Genomic DNA, 19,719 nt, shown 5'->3' with positions numbered 1-19,719 from the left:
AGCAAGCTCGCTCCCACAGGAATTGATGTTGTGAATGCAATTTTCTTCAAATCACCGAACACTGTGGGAGCGAGCTTGCTCGCGAAGAGGCCCGATCAGACACCATCGAATCCGGCTACTGCACCAACTGGTTGATCTCAATAATCGGCAACAACACCGCCATCACAATCACCAGAACCACCCCGCCCATCACCACAATCATCAGCGGCTCCAGCAACGCGGTCATGCCCATCGCCCGTCGTTCAATGTCCCGGGAAAGCGTCTGCGCCGCGCGCTCGAGCATCGGTGGCAGTGAGCCGGTTTTCTCGCCGCTGGCGATCAGGTGAATCAGCACCGGCGGGAACACATTCTCCACGCGCAGCGCGGCGGCGAGGTTGACGCCTTCGCGCACCTTTGCCGTGGCCTCGCTGACGCTCAGGCTCAAGCGGTCGTTGGACAGTGTCTGCCGCGCCGCTTCCAATGCACGCAACAACGGCACGCCGGCACCGCCGAGGATCGCCAGGGTGGAGGCGAATCGCGCGGTGTTCAAACCCAAGATAAAACGCCCGAACAGCGGCAGCTTCAGCACCCGGTGATGCCAGCTCAAACGCGCCGCCGGATTGCGCAAATACAGACGCCAACTCCAGAACGCCCCGGCCATCACTGCCGCACACAACCAACCCCACGCACGGATGAAATCACTGGCCGTGAGCATTGCCAGGGTCAACCCCGGCAAATCCTGCCGCGCCTGAGAAAACGCGCTGACCACCTGCGGCACCACGTAGCTGAGCAGGAAAATCACAATGCCGATCGACACCAGCCCGACCACGCCCGGATAGATGAACGCAGTGAGAATCTTGCCGCGCAGGTTGTTGCGTTCCTCGATGTAATCGGCCAGCCGTTCCATCACTTGGGCCAGATCGCCGGACTCTTCGCCAGCGGCAATCAGCGCGCGGTAAATCTCGGGAAAATCCCGTGGCCGCGACGCCAGCGATTCCGCCAGACGCATGCCGCTGCGTACATCTGCGCGCACGGCGCTGAGGGTCTGGGCGATGTGCTTTTTCTCGGCTTGCTCGACTGTGGCGCTCAGTGCTGCTTCCAATGGCAGACTGGCACCGAGCAGGCTCGCCAGTTGCCGCGTGGCCCAGGCGAGGTCGTTGTCGGAGAGTCTGGCGCTGAACAAACCGCCGCCACCGTGTCGGGCGACGTTGCTTTCCTCGTGCACCGACAACGCTGTCAATCCACGTCCGCGCAAGGCACTGAACGCCGCGCTCTGGCTGTCCGCCTCAAGGTGCCCGGACTCGATTTTTCCCGTGGCATCCGCCGCTTCAAAGCGATAGCGATTCATCAGGCGTCCCGTGTCACGCGAAGGATTTCTTCCGGCGCGGTGGCACCGCTGCGAATCCAGCGCTCACCGTCCTCACGCAGGCTGAACATCCCTGCTTTCGCCGCCGCCGCGCGCAAGGCCTGCTGCCCTGCCCCTTGGTGGATCAGCGTGCGGATATCGTCGTCGATGCAGAACAATTCGTGGATGCCGGTGCGGCCGCTGTAACCGGTGTGATTGCACGCCGCGCAACCGACCGGCCGCCAAGTGCCGGGCGTGGCCGGGTCTTCCTGTTTGCATTGATTGCACAGGCGCCGCACCAGACGTTGCGCGAGGACGCCGAGCATGGATGACGCGAGCAAGAACGGCTCAACGCCCATATCGATCAGGCGATTGACCGCCGACACCGCGTCGTTGGTGTGCAGCGTCGCCAGCACCAAGTGCCCGGTGAGCGAGGCCTGCACGGCGATTTGCGCGGTCTCGAGATCGCGAATTTCACCGATCATGATGATGTCCGGGTCCTGCCGCAGAATCGCCCGCAGCGCAAGGGCAAAGGTCATGTCGATCTTGGCGTTGACCTGAATCTGGCTGATCCCCGGCAAATCGTATTCCACCGGATCTTCCACGGTGAGGATGTTGCTGGTGCTCGCATCCAGCCGCGCCAGCGCCGCGTAGAGGCTGGTGGTCTTGCCGCTGCCGGTCGGCCCGGTGACCAGCACGATGCCGTGGGGCTGGCGGATCAAATGGTCGAGTTTGGCCAGCACCTGCGCATCCATGCCCAAGGTTTCCAGATGCAAGCGCCCGGCCTGTTTGTCGAGCAGGCGCATCACCACCCGTTCGCCATGGCCGGTGGGCACCGTCGACACACGAATATCGATCGGCCGCCCCGCTACGCGCAAAGCGATTCGGCCATCCTGCGGCAAGCGTTTTTCGGCGATGTCGAGCTGGGCCATGATCTTGATCCGCGACACCAGCGCACCGTGCAACGCCTTGCGCGGCGATACCACATCGCGCAGGGTGCCGTCGACGCGGTAGCGCACCACCGAATGGCTTTCGAACGGCTCGATGTGAATGTCGCTGGCTTCATCGCGCGCGGCCTGCGTGAGCAAGGCGTTGATCATGCGAATCACCGGCGCTCCATCCTGGGTGTCGAGCAGGTCGGTGATTTCCGGCATGTCCTGCATCAGCCGATCGAGATCGACCTCGTTTTCCGCCGCACCCACCACCGCCGCCGCACTGCCGGTGTCGGCGTAAGCGCTGGCGAGCAAACCGTCGAGCTCGTCATCACGCACCCGCTCGATCCGCGTCACACCGAACTGCCGACGCACTTCGCTGATCGACCAGCCGGGCGTTGACGGGCACACCGTCAGCACGCCATCGCACAAAAGAATGCGCTGCGCCTTGGCCCAGGCGTAAGGCAATGCACTCATCGCTTACCCTCCTCACAATCCACTGTGGCAATGGGATCCTCAGTGGCAATGACATCCTCTGTGGCGAGGGGATTTATCCCCGTTGGGCTGCGAAGCAGACCCAAACCTTGAGGACCGGTTTCTACAGGCAAATCCCGTGTACCGGTTTTACGACTGCTGCGCAGCCGAGCGGGGATAAATCCCCTCGCCACAATCATCATTCCATTCAAAACCGAGTGCTCCCTTCAATGGGTACCGTGGCAATGGGATCCTCTGTGCCAATGCGATCCCCTGTAGCAATGCGATCCCCTGTGGCGAGGGGATTTATCCCCGTTGGGCTGCGAAGCAGACCCAAACCTTGAGAACCGGTTTCTACAGGCAAATCCCGGGTACCGGTTCCACGACTGCTGCGCAGCCGAGCGGGGATGAATCCCCTCGCCACAGTCATCATCTCAGTCAAAACCGCGTGCTCCTTTCAATCGGCACCGTGGCAATGGGATGCCCTGTGGCAATGGGATCCTCGGTGGCAATGAGATCCTCAGTGGCGAGGGGATTTATCCCCGTTGGGCTGCGAAGCAAACCCAAACCTTGAGAACCAGTTTCTACAGGTAAATCCCGTGTACCGGTTTTACAACTGCTGCGCAGCCGAGCGGGGATAAATCCCCTCGCCACAGTCATCATCTCAGTCAAAACCGAGTGCTCCCTTCAATCGGTACCGTGGCAATGGGATCCCCTGTAGCAATGCGATCCTCTGTGGCAATGCGATCCCTTGTGGCGAGGGGATTTATCCCCGTTGGGCTGCGAAGCAGACCCAAACTTTGAGAACCGGTTTCTCCAGGCAAATCGCGCGTACCGTTTTTACGACTGCTTCGCAGCCGAGCGGGGATAAATCCCCTCGCCACAGTCATCATCTCAGTCAAAAACCGGGTGCTCCTTTCAATCGGTACCGTGGCAATGCGATCCCCTGTGGCAATGGAGCCCTCAGTGGCAATGGGAACCTCTGTGGCGAGGGGATTTATCCCCGTTGGGCTGCGCAGCAGCCCCAAACCTTGAGAACCGGTTTCTCCAGGCAAATCGCGTGTACCGTTTTTACGACTGCTTCGCAGCCGAGCGGGGATAAATCCCCTCACCACAGTCATCATCTCAGTCAAAACCGGGTGCTCCCTTCGATCGATGCCGTGGCAATGGGATCCCCTGTGGCAATGAGATCCCTTGTGGCAATGCGATCCTCAGTGGCAATGGAAACCTCTGTGGCGAGGGGATTTATCCCCGTTGGGCTGCGAAGCAGACCCAAAACTTGAGAACCGGTTTCTCCAGGAAAATCGCATGTGCCCGGTTTACGACTGCTGCGCAGCCGAGCGGGGATAAATCCCCTCACCACAGTCATCATCTCAGTCAAAACCGGGTGCTCCCTTCGATCGATGCCGTGGCAATGGAATCCTCAGTGGCAATGGGATCCTCTGTGGCGAGGGGATTTATCCCCGTTGGGCTGCGCAGCAGACCCAAACCTTGAGAATCGATTTCTCCAGGCAAATCCCGTGTACCGGTTTTACGACTGCTGCGCAGCCGAGCGGGGATAAATCCCCTCGTCACAGTCATCATCTCAGTCAAAACCGGGTGCTCCCTTCAATCGGTACCGTGGCAATGGGATCCCCTGTGGCAATGAGATCCCTTGTGGCGAGGGGATTTATCCCCGTTGGGCTGCGAAGCAGACCCAAACCTTGAGAACCGGTTTCTCCAGGCAAATCGCGTGTGCCGGTTTTACGACTGCTGCGCAGCCGAGCGGGGATAAATCCCCTCGCCACAATCATCATTCCAGTCAAAACCGGGTGCTCCCTTCGATCGGTGCCGTGGCAATGGGATCCTCTGTGCTAATGCGATCCTCTGAGGCAATGCGATCCCCTGTGGCGAGGGGATTTATCCCCGTTGGGCTGCGAAGCAGACCTAAACCTTGAGAACCGGTTTCTACAGGCAAATCGCGTGTACCGGTTTTACGACTGCTTCGCAGCCGAGCGGGGATAAATCCCCTCGCCACAATCATCATTCCAGTCAAAACCGGGTGCTCCGTTCAATCGGTACGGCTTTGATCGTGGCGCGTGGGCCTGATGTCGGCCCCGGCGCTGGCACGCCTTGCGCGGCGCTTGGCAACTGCGGCGCCTGCATGTCGGGCATCGCCCAGCTGCGTTCCGGCTGCAAGCCGCCCTGGGCGCGGCGCATGAAGTCGTAGCGGTTGAGGGTGATGCTGCGCCCCGCTTCGCTGTCGCGGATGATGTACGGGCGCAGGAACACCATCAGGTTGGTCTTGGTGATCGCCCGGCGTTCGTTGCGAAACAGCGCGCCGATGCCCGGCAGGCTGCCCAGCCACGGCACCGCATCATTGCTCTGGCTGTAGCCGTCCTGGAGCAAGCCGCCGAGGACCATGATCTGCCCATCGTCGAGCAGAATGCTGGTGTCGATCGCGCGCTTGTTGGTGACGATGCCGGCGGCGATCACGCTGTTGGACGCGCGCTCATCGATGCTGCTGACTTCCTGATAGATATCCAGCTTCACCGTGCCACCCTCGGAAATCTGCGGGCGTACGTTGAGCTTGAGGCCGACCTCTTCGCGGGTCACGGTCTGGAACGGGTTGTTGCTGGTGCCCCCGCCGCCGGTGACGTAGCTGCCGCTGACAAACGGGATGGTCTGGCCGACAAAAATGCTCGCTGCCTCGTTGTCCAGCGTCAGCAGGTTCGGCGTCGACAGCACGTTGGTGCCGCCCTTGCTCTTCAGCGCCCGCGCCAGCACTTTCAGGTCGAGAATCTTGCCGATGCCGGGGATGTCGACCGTGCCGTTGACATAGCCAAGGTTCAAACCCTGCGGCAGAACGTCGATGCTGTTCTTGGCCCCCGTGTTGAGCCCCGCGCCACCCAGGTTCGCGCCACCGATCACGCCTTTGCCGCCGAGATTGCCGGTCTGCCACTGCACACCGAATTCACTGGCATCGTCCTCGCCGACCTCGACAATCAGGCTCTCGATCACCACCTGCGCACGGCGCTGATCCAGCAGATCGATAACCTCACGCAAGTTGCGATACACCGGCTCCGGCGCAGAAATCAGCAGCGTGTTGGTGGTGGCATCGGCCTGAATCGTCACCCCGCCGGCGCTGAACGCAACATTCTGTTCGCTGCTCTGCGTACCGCCACTGCTGCTGCCGCCGCCACTGCCACTGCCCTGGGCATAACTGCCGCCGCTTGCGCCGCTGCCAGTCGAGGTCGCCGTGCCAGTGCCCGGCGTACTGCTCTGGCCATTCTGCCCGGCATTGCCGCCGGTGCCGCTGCCCATCGCGCTGAGCACCGACCGCGCCGCGTCGCTGCTGCCGCTGTCACTCTCGCCGGTGAGCAAACCGCGCAAGGCTTGCGCCAGTTTCGCCGCCTGAGCGTTGCGCAGATAAACCACATGCAGATTGCTCGGATTGCTCTGCGCGTTGTCGAGTTTGTAGATCAGGTTGCGCGCCAGCTCGGTGCGCTCGGGGCTGCCGGCGCGGATGATGATGGTGTTCGAGCGCGGGTCGCCGATCACGGCGATTTTCTGCGTCGGATCATTGCCCGGCGCGTCGAGCAAGTCGGCGACCATCGGCGCGATATCGGCAGCGATGCCGTTCTGGATCTGCACCACATCGGTGTCGATCGCGCTCGGCGTGTCGATGCTCTCGATCAACTGCGCGACGCGGGTGAGGTTCTCGGCGTAATCGGTGATGACCACGGTGTTGTTGCCGGGGTAGGCATTGATCGGATTGTTCGGCGAGACAATCGGGCGCAGCACCGGGATCAGGTTCACCGCGTTCTCGTATTGCAGACGAAACGTGCGCGTGAGCATGCCGTTGCCGGCCGGTTTGTCGGCGCTATAGATCGGCCCGCCGAGCAGTTTCGCGTCGGCCTCGGGAACCACCTGCGCCACGCCGCCGACATCGACCACGCTGAAGCCTTGCATGCGCAACGCCGCGAGCAGCATGTCGTAAGCCTGGCGGGCCGGCACCTGACCTTCCGAGACCAAGGTCAGATTGCCCTTGACCCGTGGATCGACGAGAAACTGCTGCCCGGTGGCCCGCGACAGCGCCCGCACCACCGCCTGAATATCGGCCTCGACGAAATTCAGCGTCACCGGTTGCTCGCCCAACGGATTGCGCGGGATCGCATTGCTCGGCGCAGCACCACCACTGCGCCCACGCTGGCTGATGTTATGCAACTGCTTCGGCACCGGTCGCGCCTGAGCCTGCGCCCGTTCGCGATCGGCCACCGCGACGCCGCTGCGCTGGGTGTTGGCCAGCGGCCGCCCGAGTTCGCTGTCGACCAACAGCGGCGGCTGATTCTGCGGCGCCGTGGTGCTGTTGCACGCGCTCAATGCCATCAGCAACAACGGCAGCGCCAGACGTGCCGGTTTGCAGCGTGACTCCTTCATGAAGCTTCCTTAGCGCCCTGCGCCTGATCCATGCGAACGGTGCCTGACAAAGTGCCGGCGGTGACATCGGTCGAGGCCGCGCTTGCGCGTTGCAACTGCGCCTCGACCACCTGCAGAGAAAGTTGTGACGGCTGGCTGAGCAGCCAGTCGAGCAGCGCATCGGCCGGTGCGGCGTCGACATTCAGCTGCCACGCGCCGCCCTCCGCTGCCTGTAATTGGTAATGCCCGGCCAGCCCCGCCACTTGCAGACTTTGCTCCAGCGACTGGTCAACGCTTTGCCCCTGCGGCCGCACATTGACGCTGCGCAACAGCACTTCCAGCGCCTCGGTTTGCGCGCGCAACTTGGGCGTTTCGTTCTGCCAGAAAGTGATCCTGGCCAGCGGCGGCTTGACCAGCGTCAGCCAGATCAGCAGACCGACAAGCACCAGCGCCATGCCGACGACCATGCGTTTTTCACGCAGCGCCAACGGCTGCCAACGCGCCTGCAACTGGTTGCGCAAGCGCTGCCAACGCGCACGGTAAATCGCCAGCGTCGCCCTACTCATCGTCTGCTCCGCTGTCGTCGTCTTCGTTGGTGTTTGCGCTGGATTCATCGCTCGGGCGCAGCGTCCAGCCTGCGTCATCGGCAGTGACGCTGATGCCGGCCTGGGCCAACGTGCTTTGCCAGTCCTTATCGTTGCCGCCATGGTTTGCATCGCTGAGCAAGGCCAGTTGCAAGGCGCCGTCGCGATAGGTCAGGCGCTCGACACTGCCGGCCATGAACGGCATGCCGGTGCCGGCCTGCAACACCAGTCGATTGAAGTTCTGCGCCGGGTCATCGACAGCGCCTTTTTGCCGCTGCTCGAGTTGCTGACGCGCCTGTTGCAGCGGGTTGAGAATCACCGGCAATTCCGGGAACGCCTGCTTCACCCGCTGACTCATCTGCGCCTTGAGCTGCTGGCCCTGCCGAGCTTCGCGAGCGGCGTACATATTCAGCCCGATCACCCAGACTGCCACGGCCAAAGCCACACACCCGACAGCGCGACCCCAGCCACGTTGCTCGCCGCCGGTTTGCTGCAGGCCGCCGTGCAAACCCCAACCGGGCAAGGGGCCGATCCAGCGCTGTGTCGCGTCCGCTGCGAACGATGCCTCATCAACTTCGTCACCGAGCATCGGCTCAACCTGCGCACTGTTCAAACTCTCGCGCCGGAGCAAATGCCCGTCCGCCACACAAGCGACAACACCGGGCGCCACTGGCAGGCTATACGGCGCCGGATACAAACCGCGCAAACTCAAACCCGCCTGCTTGAGCACCGCAGCCAGAACCTGCAAATGCAGCCGCGAGACCCAGGCAATCTGCACCTGCCCGCTCGCATCACGAGGGCTGTGGCCGATATGCATCTGGCTGCTGTCGCCGAGCATCAACGCCTGCGCCGCACACTGCACAGCGGCCGCCGTTTTGTTCGCGGGCAGCGGCGGCAGATCAATGCTGGCGAGCAGGCTGTCGGCCGGATGCAGAAAACACAGCAGCGGTGGTTGCTTCGGCCGTTGCCCCAACTGACCCAAAGTGAGCCGTTCCTCACGACTGACCTGCCCCTGACGATCCAGCCAGGCGCAGCTCACTTCGCTGTGCAACTCCAGCTCCGCCAGCGGCGGCAACGCAACGCGCAACTGGCTCATGCGCCCACCCGCGACCAGATCACCTGCGGCAGCCGATCCTCACTGCGGTGCAGCAAAGCGTCGAGACTGACCCGGCGCTGATCCCGCCGCGCCTCACCGCGCAAACGAAACCAGTCACTGGTGATACCGACCTTGACGCTGCTCATTTCCAGCTGCGGCATGCGCAAGCGGTTCACAAAATCGCCACGATTGATAAACCAGCGTCCGGCGTCACGCTCGGCGATCAACGCCGTCGCGCGCTCCAGCGAAAGCCCCGGCACATACGCCGCCAGCACCTGCGCCGTGGCGGTGTTGCCGTTGATCCACGTCGTCGCCGGAATCACCGTCACGTACGGCGCCAGTTGGCCGATCAGCGCATCGGTCACGCCTTCGACGCTGCGCAAATCATCCAGCGTGCGCAGCATCGGCAGCTTCGGCGGTGGCGGTTTGTGATCGGCATCCGGCGAAGTCGCCCGGCCACTGTCGAAACCGGCTTTGCCAGTCGCGCCAATCTGCGCGTTCAGCAGATGCGGATAACCAGCAATTACCCGCTGACGGATGCGCTGGCCGACAACGCCACTCACACCGATCAGTTCACACAAGCGCTCGAACGCCTGCACTTGCGCCTCATCAATGCGCTCATTGGCGACCAGATTGCGCAGATTGAACTTGCCCTGCTCGTCCTCCAGGCGCCCGGCAAAACCCGCCGCCAGCAACGGCTGCGCCCAAGGCTGATCGCGCCGGGTCAACGGATCACGCAGGCGCGCATCCCACAGCAACTGCCGGCTGATCTCCAGACCACCCTGCGCGACCCAACGCCCCTGCACCCGCTGCTGATCGGCCTCCAGCGCCCGGGTCGCCACGCTCTGACGCGTCAACATCCCCGCCGCAATCACCGCCACCACGGCGGCAATTAACAACGCGCTGATAATCGCCATGCCCTGTTGCTTCGCCCCGTTGAGCGAACCTGTGTTCACGGCCGGCCTTACAACTGCCAGGAACCGATATCGGCATTCACGCCATCGCCGTCCGGCTGGCCATCAGCGCCGAGGGAAAAGATATCGACCTCGCCATTCGCGCCCGGGTTGAGGTACTGATAAGGCCGGCCCCACGGGTCATTCGGCAAACGCTCCAGATACGAACGCCAGTTGCTGTTCTTCGCATCCGCCGGCCGCTCGACCAGCACCTTCAGCCCCTGATTCATGCTCGGATACGTGCCGTGATCGAGGCGATACAACTTCAACGCCTGCATCAACCCACCAATATCCTGCTTCGCCGCCGTCGCCCGCGCCTGATCCGGCCGGTCAAGCACCTTGGGCACCACCATCGCCGCCAGAATCCCCAGAATTACCACCACCACCATGATCTCGATCAAGGTAAAACCCTGCTGCCCACGCGGCATGCGCGGCGACTGACTGAGCGTGTTCAAAGGTGCGATATCCATCTCGACATTCCCTGGCTTGATCCGAATTCGACGCGCAGTGTTGCAAGAAGATATGTCAGGGATGTTGAAAATCCTCGGGTGTTTCCGTCGTCAAGCCGTCAAGGACGGGGGTTAGCGTCGAGGGCTGGGTTTTGATTTTGGGCCATGTATGCGCGCGCGAACGCGAGAGGAAGGTTTCACCCTGATTGAAGTGCTGGTGGCACTGGCGATCATCGCCGTCGCCATGTCCGCCGCCGTGCGTGTGGCGGGGTTGATGACGCAGAGCAATGGGCTGCTGCGCGATAGATCGATCGCGCTGATTGCTGCGCAGAGCCGGATGGCAGAGCTGCGGTTGGAGGGGCGATTGCCGAATGGGATGAAGGCTGTTGAATGTGATCAAGGAAGATTGTTGTTGCGCTGCGAACAGGTGATCGCCAGCGCAGAGAATGGACGGTTGCTCAAGGTTGGAATCCAAGTATTTGATCGCAATCAGGATGCGCCGCCGTTGGCCAGACTGGAGACCCTGTTGTCACGGCCAGGAAGCCCCTCACCCTAGCCCTCTCCCGAGGGAGAGGGAACCGATACGGGGATGTTCCAGAGATACGCCGACCTGAACGTATCGCTCTGAATCCAGCATTGCTGAAGCCCAGCAAAGCCATAGTCGCTAAGGTCTTCCAGGTCGATGTATAACGCAAAACACCTCGGTCGGCTCCCTCTCCCTCCGGGAGAGGGCTGGGGTGAGGGGCTCTTTTACTCGAGTGTCTACAGGTCTCAGGCATACGCAGCTATGCAGCAATGGAAACTCCGGCAATACACCAGAATCACACCGACCAGAACGCAGCATCACAAATCCATAATCAACGCGCACGCTCAGGTCGATGTAAAACGCAAGACACCTCGGTCGGCTCCCTCTCCCTCCGGGAGAGGGCTGGGGTGAGGGGCTCTTCTACCGCACCTAAAATCCCAAGGCCCAGCGCCGGACCAAGGCCAACGACATCACCCCGCCACCTCCAAATTATCCATCACCCGATTCACCGCCAGCTCCCCCAACATGATCAGTTGAGCAACCCCCAACAACGCCCGACGCTGCGGTGCCGGCAACAGACTGGAAATGTCCTGAGCAATCGTCTTCGCCGAAGCAAGCGTTTCACTCGCATCAGCCAGCAGTTCTTCATTCTTGGTATCCGCCGTCACCGCATACATCCCCCGCGCCTTACGTGGCGGAGGCAGGAGATTGTTTGGCGACAGGTAATGATCGAGCGCGCGGTAAGCGGCTTCGTGGAGTTTGTTGGAATCGAGGGATTCGTAGGGAGACGTGGGATCGGTCTCGGGCGGGTTGGGTGTTGGTTTGATCATGGTGAAGCTCCTTGATTATTGGAGCCGCCACGTTTCGCTGCGAAACGAAGAGAGGTGGCAGCTGTACGCAGGTTCGCAGACCGGGAATCAAGGAACCCGGCATACCCGAAGGTATCCCGCGCACAGCCGCCATAAAGCATCACTGCCAAAAATGACAACGAACTGGAGCGCTGTGCGCCTTGATTGACCCGGGCTGCGAAACCCGATCACTGATTCGTCAGCGACCGCACCACAATAGAACCCGCCCCCTAGGCGCACAAGCCGGCGGATTCTGGCGTAGCTGTAGGCAAAGGCGCAAGGATATGTAGCCTGGGAGCGTGACTGGAGATGTCTTTTTAAACATGGACGATCGTCGAAAAATTACTGCCCCGCCTACCTCCTGAAAAGATCTGTCCCGTTACCCGAGAATTTTGCCCGCAAGAGCAAGTCGCGTAGGCTGCTGCTTTTGCACAAACAATATGCACCCGCAAGGACGCACAGGACTGCCCATGAACACTACACAAGACTGGCTGGCTCGGTTGGCACGCAAGCAAGGACAGCTCTCCAATTATGAAAACTATCGGCGCAACGAGGCGCTGGAGATACTCGCTCACTTCAATAACACCGGCGCATGGGCAGACGTCAGCAATCACTCCAACGGTTTCGTCCGGGAAGTCGCTGTGCGAGAACTGTGCAGGCAACCGTCCCCCGAAGCATTAGCCGTGGTGATCGAACGTCTGAACGATTGGGTCCCTCAGGTTCGCGACTTGGCAGCGGAAGGCCTGAAGCACTACCTGTCACCAGCTCACGCCCAGGCATGGTTATCGGCACTGGAACCCTTGATGGCATTGGCAGCGCAACGCCGGGTCGACCACGCCCAGACACTGTCGGCGGTCCGAGCGATGCTGCAATCGGTGGACTGCTGGGATGAGGTCTACGCCGACTTCTTGAATCGCCAGGGCAAAGCCGCGCGCTACCTGTTTACGCTTTTGCTTGAAGCCCCCGAGTCTCCCGAAACGCTCATACGAAGTGCGTTGGCTCATCGCGAGTTGACCGTACGGTTGATGGCGGTGTCGGCGAGCCTGAATCTACCAGCGACGCAGAGTCTGCCGTTGCTCCTTGAAGCCATGTCGCACCCCGGTGCCAAAATCCGCGTACGCGTGCTTTATGCGCTGCTGCCGCTGCTCGTCGATCCGAAACCTGTACTGCGCGAAGCGTTGATAGATGCTTCACCGGCAGTACGCAATCTGGCGCTTTGGGCTGCGGCTCGTAACGATGTTGATGCTCATGCAGTGCTGACCGAGCGCTTACGTCAGCCTTTGCCCACATCAAAACAACATTGGCTGGGCGTGCTCGGGCTCGCCACAGAACTGGCTGTGGAGTTGCCAGAGCGATGGCATACACCTGCGCTGCGCTCGAGCTATGTGACTGTGCGACAAGCCGCAACACGCCTGCTTCGCGATGATCAACTGCCTGAGCTGTTCGAGGCGCTTGATGATCCTTCGGAGAAAGTGTTTGCGGTGGTGATTGCGAAACTGGACAAAATACCGTGGTCCGTATTGAACATCAGATTGACGGCCAAACTTGATCAAGACTGGCATGAGCTTACATCGGAACGGCGCAGCGCCATTTTCCGACTGATACCGACGTGGCAACAACTCGGCTACTTGCTGAAACGCCTCGACACGGGGCACGCCGGCCAAACCTATTGGCTCGGCCAAATCGATGCGTGGTGTGACGGGCAGTATCACGCTTTCGATCCGATAACTCCCAAGACCGATCGCGCCGCATGGCAAGACAAGCTTCGTGAATTAAGGGCAAACGGGCAGATCCGCTCGGGTGCGCGGTAGTCATGACTGTTTTTTTTCGAGCTACAAGTCAGCTGAAGGAACTGTGAAATCAAAGCTTCGATCCTTGTACTTATCGCGCTTTATTGCATGGGTATCAGCGCAGCGTTTGCCGATGACTCACAGACGCCAAGCGACATTCACGGGCCAGCCCGCATCGTCGTCGGTGAGCGTTTGGCTGCGGCCAAGTCCAAGCTCGTCAAACAAGGATGGAGGCCAACGCGAATGCACACCACCGACGGGTATGAATACAGTGGCGTGGAGAAGGAGCTGGCTACACGCAATTACTTCGAACTGGACACCTGCTCGTTTGATAGCTCGCGCTGCATCTTGTACTACTCGAAGAAAGGCGCTTGCCTGCGGGTCGATACCATCGGTGAGCAGTTCAACGACATGACGGTGACGCGATGGACCGGTGAATGTCCTGAAGCGACTCAATAACCACACGAAGACGACGTGGTAATAATCGACTGCTCCCACAGATTTCAGGATCGTAGACAACATCTGCAATCAGCATAAAACCCTGTGGGAGCGAGCTTGCTCGCGAAAGCGCCAGAATGAGCACCCGATCAATCACCAGGTGATCCCGACACCCGCATTAACTCGGCAATTCCAAATTATCTAGCGCCCGATTCACCGCCAGCTCCCCCAGCATGATCAGTTGAGCAACCCCCAACAACGCCCGTCGCTGCGGCGCTGGCAGCAAACTGGAAATGTCCTGAGCAATCGTCTTCGCCGAAGCTAGCGTTTCACTCGCATCCGCCAACAGTTCTTCATTCTTGGTATCCGCCGTCACCGCATACATCCCACGCGCCTTGCGCGGCGGAGGCAGGAGATTGTTTGGCGACAGGTAATGATCGAGCGCACGGTCAGCGGCTTCGTGGAGTTTGTTGGAATCGAGGGATTCGTAGGGAGACGTGGGATCGGTCTCGGGCGGGTTGGGTGTTGGTTTGATCATGGTGAAGCTCCTTGATGACTGGAGCCGCCACCGTTCGCGGTCAAACAAAGAGGGTGGCAGCTGTACGCGGGTTGACCGACCGGACATCAAGGAATCCGGCACACCCGAAGGTGTCCCACGCACAGCCACCGCAACAGAATTTCAGACAATGCCTGAACAGGTGCAGAACGCTGGCGCGCCTTGATATTGGGCGGACGGTCAAATCCGATCGCTGATTCGTCAGCGACCGCACAACAATAGAACTCGCTCCCTAGGCGCACAAGCCGGCGGATTCTGGCGTAGCTGTAGGCAAAGGCGCAAGGATATGTAGCCTGAGAGCGTGACTGGAGATGTCTTTTTAAACACTGGTGTTTATCGACTTCTCAACACCCACCGCTCACTGAAATTCGTCCCCTCGCCGAAGAAGTAATACAAAGAACTTCATAGCTCGGCATAGGCGGCTTCAAAATTTTTTAGTGCTTGTTCTACTTTGTATCGAAGCATCAACGATGCAGAAAGCTTCACCATTGCCTCAAACAGGACATGCCCCGATTGAATCTGACATTGATCAACACAACGGCCCGCATATTCGCCAGGTTCATACGCGTAGACGGTGTAAAAAACCCTACCTGATTCCCGCCTCAAGCCTGCAGTGAGATGGGTGACGGAAACATCTGAAGAAACGGAATCAGGCCGTGAGAACTCCAAAACGTCGTCGAACGGTATAAACATAGCTGAGGCGGACATCACAAATAAACTTGCGATATCCAAAGCCTCCTCAACGCTTTTGAGCTCAGGCGCAGCGTACTCGTGCTCAAGAAAATTTCTCATATCAACAACTTTTCGCAACAAACTGGGCACCAATAACCCAAGTGCTCTTACACGATCAATCTTTTTCGGCACGTTCCATCGCAGCGATGAGTAACCAAAAGAGATCAGCAACTGATCAAGCTGACAGACAATAGCTCGCTTCGCATTCGTCGCCGCGTTAATGAGAGCCGGCAATCCTCCCCGCTCAAAATCCTCTTCTGCCAAGGTCAAAAATTCAATGGGGGATATTTCCAGATCCGTCATTCCGAAACTACCGCCACCCAACGCTACGCCGCTTTTACCCAAATCGAATCCATGAGCAGTGCAAAGCTCTTTTATATCCATCTCAGGCTCCAGTTAATTGATTGGTAATAGGCATTTCGGAAAGCAGTGTATCAGCACCAGAATGGTATGTTTTACGATCAGCACAGACAGGCTGCGCACCTTAAGTGTAACTTTGGGACAGCTGATTTTTTCTGAAAATGGACTCATTCCTAATAATGCATCCCAATATTGCATCCTCAATACTTTCAACCGGGAAGCTTTATTGAGGAGGACCACGCGCTTGGACGACAACAAATCCGCCCCTTTTTTCGCTTCGTGTGAAAGGCTGGTTTGGGTCGTTTTCTGCCTTTGACGATCAAGAAAGGTGCTGGTTGAATCCAGCCGAAAGCGCTGCTCAGATCGGAAGAAAACTAGCGGACAAGTATATGCATCTTCCCAACTGCTCGGCGCTTCGTTGCGATTACAGGTAGCGCCTCGAGCATTTTTTGAGGGCCGGCTATTCCTTGCCCAGGAAAGCTTTTGCCAGTTCCTTCATGCGTGACCTGTACCCGTGTCGCTCCGACAGATTCGCGTAGATAGTTGGGAGGCTAGCCTTCAGTTTGGTCACCAGAGAGGAGTAGGTATCTTTGTGCTCCTTCGAAATTTTCCACTCAGCAAACTGCGCTGCTCTCGTGTCTAGGAAAGTCGCTGCGAGTGCAGATCCTATAGGATCGCTGTTTATCTGTAGCAGTAGTTGAAGAAGGCGTTCCTCTTCCTCAGGCGTCCTGGGCGTGATACTTGGTAATAAATCACCATATTCCCCAAGAATGAAAAGTGACGCTTCCACATCGACCTTCTGGTCGTAGATAAAAGGTCGAAGCACCGTGCCGATAATAGCTTGGGTATCCTTTTCGAAGAGATCAAGCAGTACCTTGGAGTTGGAAATTACTGCAGCGGATGGCTTTAAGAATGGATCATGTTTAAGCGCAGCCGCAAGCAAAGCTAAAACCGCTTGATGGGCGATTATCTCACCTGAAAAATCGATCTTATTCTCTAGCATATATCTAAGGGCGGTTCGCTCATTGGTATCCGCACGCTCGATAAGCTTTGTCCAGCCAACTATATCAACATTGGCACCAAAGCTCCTTTCAAGTAACACAGCACGCAACTCTAGTAACTTGGCGTTGTTTCCATCAAGCACATGATTCAAGAAAAGCGTATCTATGTCAGATAGCGCTGGTAACCGATCTGCCTTCAGTTCGAACGATGTAAACCAGTCCAGCATCTCAGTATCCGTCAGATCGTAGGCACTCAGCGTGTCGACGAACCTTGAATAGAACTCGTACAGGTGATCGGGGGATATTGTAGAGATAGCGTCGTCCTTGATCAGCCTCACGAGGATTGGCGCTACAAGGTGTGACGCCTCTCCTTCCAAAATCAGTTTGAAAAACTGTTCGGAAGTAGTCGCTGCTCGCACCAGCGTGTAGAGGTACTCTCGTTCGACTGCGAAAGCCTCGTCGATTCCTGGGATTTCAGTTATTGGTAGTCCCGTTTTCAGCCTAATGTATATGACTGCCATCGAGACCTTGATCCGGCTGGATTTCGTAGTAGGTAAATGCTGCAAAATCAACTGCGGAATCGTGCTAGAAAATTCCCCAAAGAAGGATGCTGCAAACCACACCCGATGTTCCGCAGGATTCAAAGAGATTGCCGTCGTGATTGCTTCGACGTGCGCCTTGTCTATGAAATAGGTTCTGCGAGCAATGCTCAGTTTGTTCCCGCCAAAATAGCTAGTTAAGCAGGGCAGCCAATCGTCCTCATTGAGCGGAATTCTGTCCAGATACTCGTGTTCAGATGATGCCAATTGAAGCACAGCATCCTTAAGGCCCCGCTCATTTAAGCTGATGTTATTCGCATCAATTCTCTTGAGATCCGGGTCGGGTAAGATCATCTGGAAAAGCAGCTCCGCGCTGCCAAGAACAAGCGGCCTGAACGCTTCATCCATTGAGTCCAAGTAGCTGTCGTACTTCAATATAATCTCTCGGTAAACGTCGATAGAGTCCAGATCGTATGAATCCTCCGCTCTTTCTTCGAACTCAGTCTTGGCGGCTGACAGTGCATTCGTGAAAATATCTTTGTGTAAGCCGAGCGCGATCAAGCCTTTGATCGACTCAAAATAGCCAGCGTCAACCTTTTCCGCTTTCAATTGATCGCCAGTAATAAATTTGGCGCTTACGTGAGGCAGTAGATCGTCGACTTTGCACCCCTCGATTCTGGATGCCTGATAGAGCGTTTTGAGGAGGCTTATTGCGGGAATCGTACCTTCTAGACGACGTATGAACGAATCTTTGAATCCGAAGTATGGGATAAGCGTGGCAAGCTTTGTGCCGTCTTGGGAATCGATAGCATCCTCCAGCGGCTGATCGATCAATTCCGCGATGGCGATGTCGGAGGATGTCTGAAAGTGAATTTGTAGGATCTGAATGGGCCAGCCAGTCTTCATGTCTTCGCCGAGTAGTGTCTTCAACGTGCGCTTGGTCTTGTCAACGTTGAGTGCCACAGCTTGGGCGGCCGAATCTTCAACCTCCGTCGCAACCGCTACTGCCTGCTCATCCTTTGGGGTATCCGGGTCTTTCAGCATGGTCTCAATTGCCACACCGTTGTATTTGCAGATTGCCAGGTACGCTGCAATACACACCACGCTTGGCTTGCCCGCAGTTACCAGCAGCGTAGTGGCGATGTCGTTGATGAATCTCTTCTGAAGGCGAGGGGTCACAAGCCTGCCGGCCATTGGGCTGTGGCGCTGTAGAATCACGCTGCAAGCGTCGGCTTCCGCCAAGTCGGATGCACCAAAGCTCTCACTCCACAGCTTTCTGAATGCATCTTTCCAGCCGGACGTGATGATCGGCGGCGTCCGGAACACTACTGGAAATTTTTTAGCGATGAAATCCTTAGAGTCATACGACTGCTCACTGTCACCGTTTAAATACTTGGAAACTTTTGTTGAGCAGAAGGGAACGATGACACTCAGATTTTCTTGGCCGGTGACGGAGGTGAAAATTTCAAGATCGCTCCACACTGAACGTAGAACGTCCCGTGGCAGCCTGTCTAGGTTGTCGATCACGATGATGATGTGATGATCCTTAACCGCATGCAGGTGGCACCCTAATGCTCGTTTTAAATCGAGAGGGCTGACCTCCTTACTCACCTCGATGGTTTCAGTGATACGGTCGTCGGAGTTACCCTTGAGCAGGCTTGTCAGGTTCCATCGTTTCTTAGGATCTTTCTCTCTCCGGCTCGCTAGGTATGCGAAAAGCAGGATAAAGCCAGGCGCTGTGCATGCGAGTAGGTAAAGGCTGTGGAGTGAGGTGGCGAGCGGAGTATCGCTGTGAAGTCGAATCAAATAATCACGAATGAATGTCGGAGCGAGGACACCGCTAACGATCAGTAGCACCGCCCAAATACTAATATGGCTGCGTGTGTCCTTCGTGTAGCTGTAGTGTCGACCAAGCGCGATGTCACGATTTTTTTCTACTTCGGCAATTTCTTTATCGCGACGCAAATCTTTGAGCAGAGCTGTAACCTTTTCGGTAAGCACCTCAATGAAGTTACTTTTGATCGAGCCTTGATAGTTTTGCTCACAGTCAAACACCCATAGCTTCGTTTTTACCGCCTCCTTCGCGATCTTTTTTTCGAGCATCTGTAAAATTGAGCTCTTCCCAGATCCGAACTCGCCGTCAAGGCCAATGACTCTGTGATTGCCCTTGCTCTTGATGTAATCGTGCATTGCTTGAGCCACACGATTATGGCTCTCACCTTTAAACGCGTCGACATCCGCCGGGCTTTCGTTTTGGAAGTTCAAGTTGTTCATTAGTCCCTTACGCCTAAGCGGGCCAGCCCTGCGTGGCCAATTGCCTCTAGAATACGACTTTGCCATCGACTTGATAAGCGGGTAGGCATATCGCGGTCCATTTCTTGGAAAAGGCAGGTCACAGATTACTCTTTTGTATACGGGGTAAGCGCTTGACTTAATGGGTTTTGAAGTCCCGGATGTATTCTATAAAGCCTCAGACGGGCATTTGGTGAGCTGATGAGTGCGTTTAAGAAGGAAGCGAAGTGGTAGCTCTAGAATTCGGTGCAGCGATGGCCTGATCCAATTTTCACTAGAACGTAAAATCGTCGGACAACTCCTCTTTGCAACTCAGGGCCGGGTTAACCTCGGCAAAACCACCCCGTCCCCCAACCTCTCAACCTCCAACCTCACTCTCTCCCCACCCCGCTCAATCACCACCCCATCCCCCTCAACCCCCACCAAC

General features: G+C 57.8%; 14 protein-coding genes and 1 pseudogene. 3 read left to right on the top strand and 12 right to left on the bottom strand.

Features of this window, described 5'->3' with window-relative positions:
• Positions 1 to 115: 115 nt before the first annotated feature.
• From gspF to gspG, 7 genes are all read right to left on the bottom strand, one after another.
• Positions 116 to 1,327, bottom strand: coding sequence for a type II secretion system inner membrane protein GspF (gene gspF / locus QMX86_RS21600; protein WP_273526519.1), 1,212 nt, complete (start codon positions 1,325 to 1,327; stop codon positions 116 to 118).
• Positions 1,327 to 2,733 (bottom strand): type II secretion system ATPase GspE, encoded by a 1,407-nt coding sequence (gene gspE / locus QMX86_RS21595; RefSeq protein ID WP_282384719.1) that lies wholly within the window; start codon positions 2,731 to 2,733, stop codon positions 1,327 to 1,329. The genes gspF and gspE overlap by 1 nt, the downstream gene beginning before the upstream one ends.
• Before the next feature lie 2,028 nt (positions 2,734 to 4,761).
• Complete coding sequence (gene gspD / locus QMX86_RS21590; protein ID WP_282384721.1) at positions 4,762 to 7,149, bottom strand: type II secretion system secretin GspD; 2,388 nt, start codon at positions 7,147 to 7,149, stop codon at positions 4,762 to 4,764.
• Positions 7,146 to 7,694, bottom strand: coding sequence for a type II secretion system protein GspM (gene gspM, locus QMX86_RS21585; protein ID WP_282384723.1), 549 nt, complete (start codon positions 7,692 to 7,694; stop codon positions 7,146 to 7,148). The genes gspD and gspM overlap by 4 nt, the downstream gene beginning before the upstream one ends.
• Entirely contained in the window at positions 7,687 to 8,808 is a 1,122-nt protein-coding gene (gspL, locus tag QMX86_RS21580; RefSeq protein WP_282384726.1) for a type II secretion system protein GspL, read from the bottom strand. Before gspL ends, gspM begins: the two co-directional genes overlap by 8 nt.
• Entirely contained in the window at positions 8,805 to 9,764 is a 960-nt protein-coding gene (gspK, locus tag QMX86_RS21575; protein WP_282384728.1) for a type II secretion system minor pseudopilin GspK, read from the bottom strand. Before gspK ends, gspL begins: the two co-directional genes overlap by 4 nt.
• Before the next feature lie 8 nt (positions 9,765 to 9,772).
• Positions 9,773 to 10,231: a type II secretion system major pseudopilin GspG gene (gene gspG / locus QMX86_RS21570; protein ID WP_076562599.1), complete on the bottom strand. Its 459-nt coding sequence runs from the start codon at positions 10,229 to 10,231 to the stop codon at positions 9,773 to 9,775.
• A 148-nt stretch (positions 10,232 to 10,379) separates the two neighbouring features.
• Between gspG and gspI the strand changes: the two genes are divergently transcribed.
• Positions 10,380 to 10,766: a type II secretion system minor pseudopilin GspI gene (gene gspI / locus QMX86_RS21565; protein WP_207809832.1), complete on the top strand. Its 387-nt coding sequence runs from the start codon at positions 10,380 to 10,382 to the stop codon at positions 10,764 to 10,766.
• Positions 10,767 to 11,206: 440 nt separating this feature from the next.
• Here the strand turns inward: gspI and QMX86_RS21560 are convergent, their stop codons facing one another.
• Positions 11,207 to 11,566: a DUF6124 family protein gene (locus QMX86_RS21560; RefSeq protein WP_282384732.1), complete on the bottom strand. Its 360-nt coding sequence runs from the start codon at positions 11,564 to 11,566 to the stop codon at positions 11,207 to 11,209.
• 488 nt (positions 11,567 to 12,054) lie between these two features.
• Here QMX86_RS21560 and QMX86_RS21555 point away from each other — a divergent pair, with 488 nt between their 5' ends.
• Both QMX86_RS21555 and QMX86_RS21550 read left to right on the top strand, forming a co-directional pair.
• A complete protein-coding gene (locus QMX86_RS21555; RefSeq protein WP_129999475.1) occupies positions 12,055 to 13,395 on the top strand; it encodes a PBS lyase in 1,341 nt (446 codons plus the stop codon).
• An 87-nt stretch (positions 13,396 to 13,482) separates the two neighbouring features.
• A complete protein-coding gene (locus QMX86_RS21550) occupies positions 13,483 to 13,833 on the top strand; it encodes a hypothetical protein (protein ID WP_282384737.1) in 351 nt (116 codons plus the stop codon).
• Between the two features lie 157 nt (positions 13,834 to 13,990).
• On the opposite strand, the gene QMX86_RS21545 is transcribed toward QMX86_RS21550, so the two are convergent.
• The 4 genes and pseudogenes from QMX86_RS21545 to QMX86_RS21530 form a co-directional block, all read right to left on the bottom strand.
• Entirely contained in the window at positions 13,991 to 14,350 is a 360-nt protein-coding gene (locus tag QMX86_RS21545; RefSeq protein ID WP_129999476.1) for a DUF6124 family protein, read from the bottom strand.
• Between the two features lie 420 nt (positions 14,351 to 14,770).
• Positions 14,771 to 15,484 (bottom strand): hypothetical protein, encoded by a 714-nt coding sequence (locus tag QMX86_RS21540; RefSeq protein WP_282384741.1) that lies wholly within the window; start codon positions 15,482 to 15,484, stop codon positions 14,771 to 14,773.
• Between the two features lie 436 nt (positions 15,485 to 15,920).
• Positions 15,921 to 19,274 (bottom strand): P-loop NTPase fold protein, encoded by a 3,354-nt coding sequence (locus tag QMX86_RS21535; protein ID WP_282384742.1) that lies wholly within the window; start codon positions 19,272 to 19,274, stop codon positions 15,921 to 15,923.
• A 330-nt stretch (positions 19,275 to 19,604) separates the two neighbouring features.
• Positions 19,605 to 19,719: pseudogene (locus QMX86_RS21530) on the bottom strand (type II secretion system protein N); the annotation flags it as partial.

This window comes from Pseudomonas sp. PS01270 (assembly GCF_029959775.1).
Lineage (GTDB): Bacteria > Pseudomonadota > Gammaproteobacteria > Pseudomonadales > Pseudomonadaceae > Aquipseudomonas > Aquipseudomonas atacamensis.
Note: the sequence above shows the minus strand (reverse complement) of the source record. Positions and strands in the feature narration are given on the sequence as shown.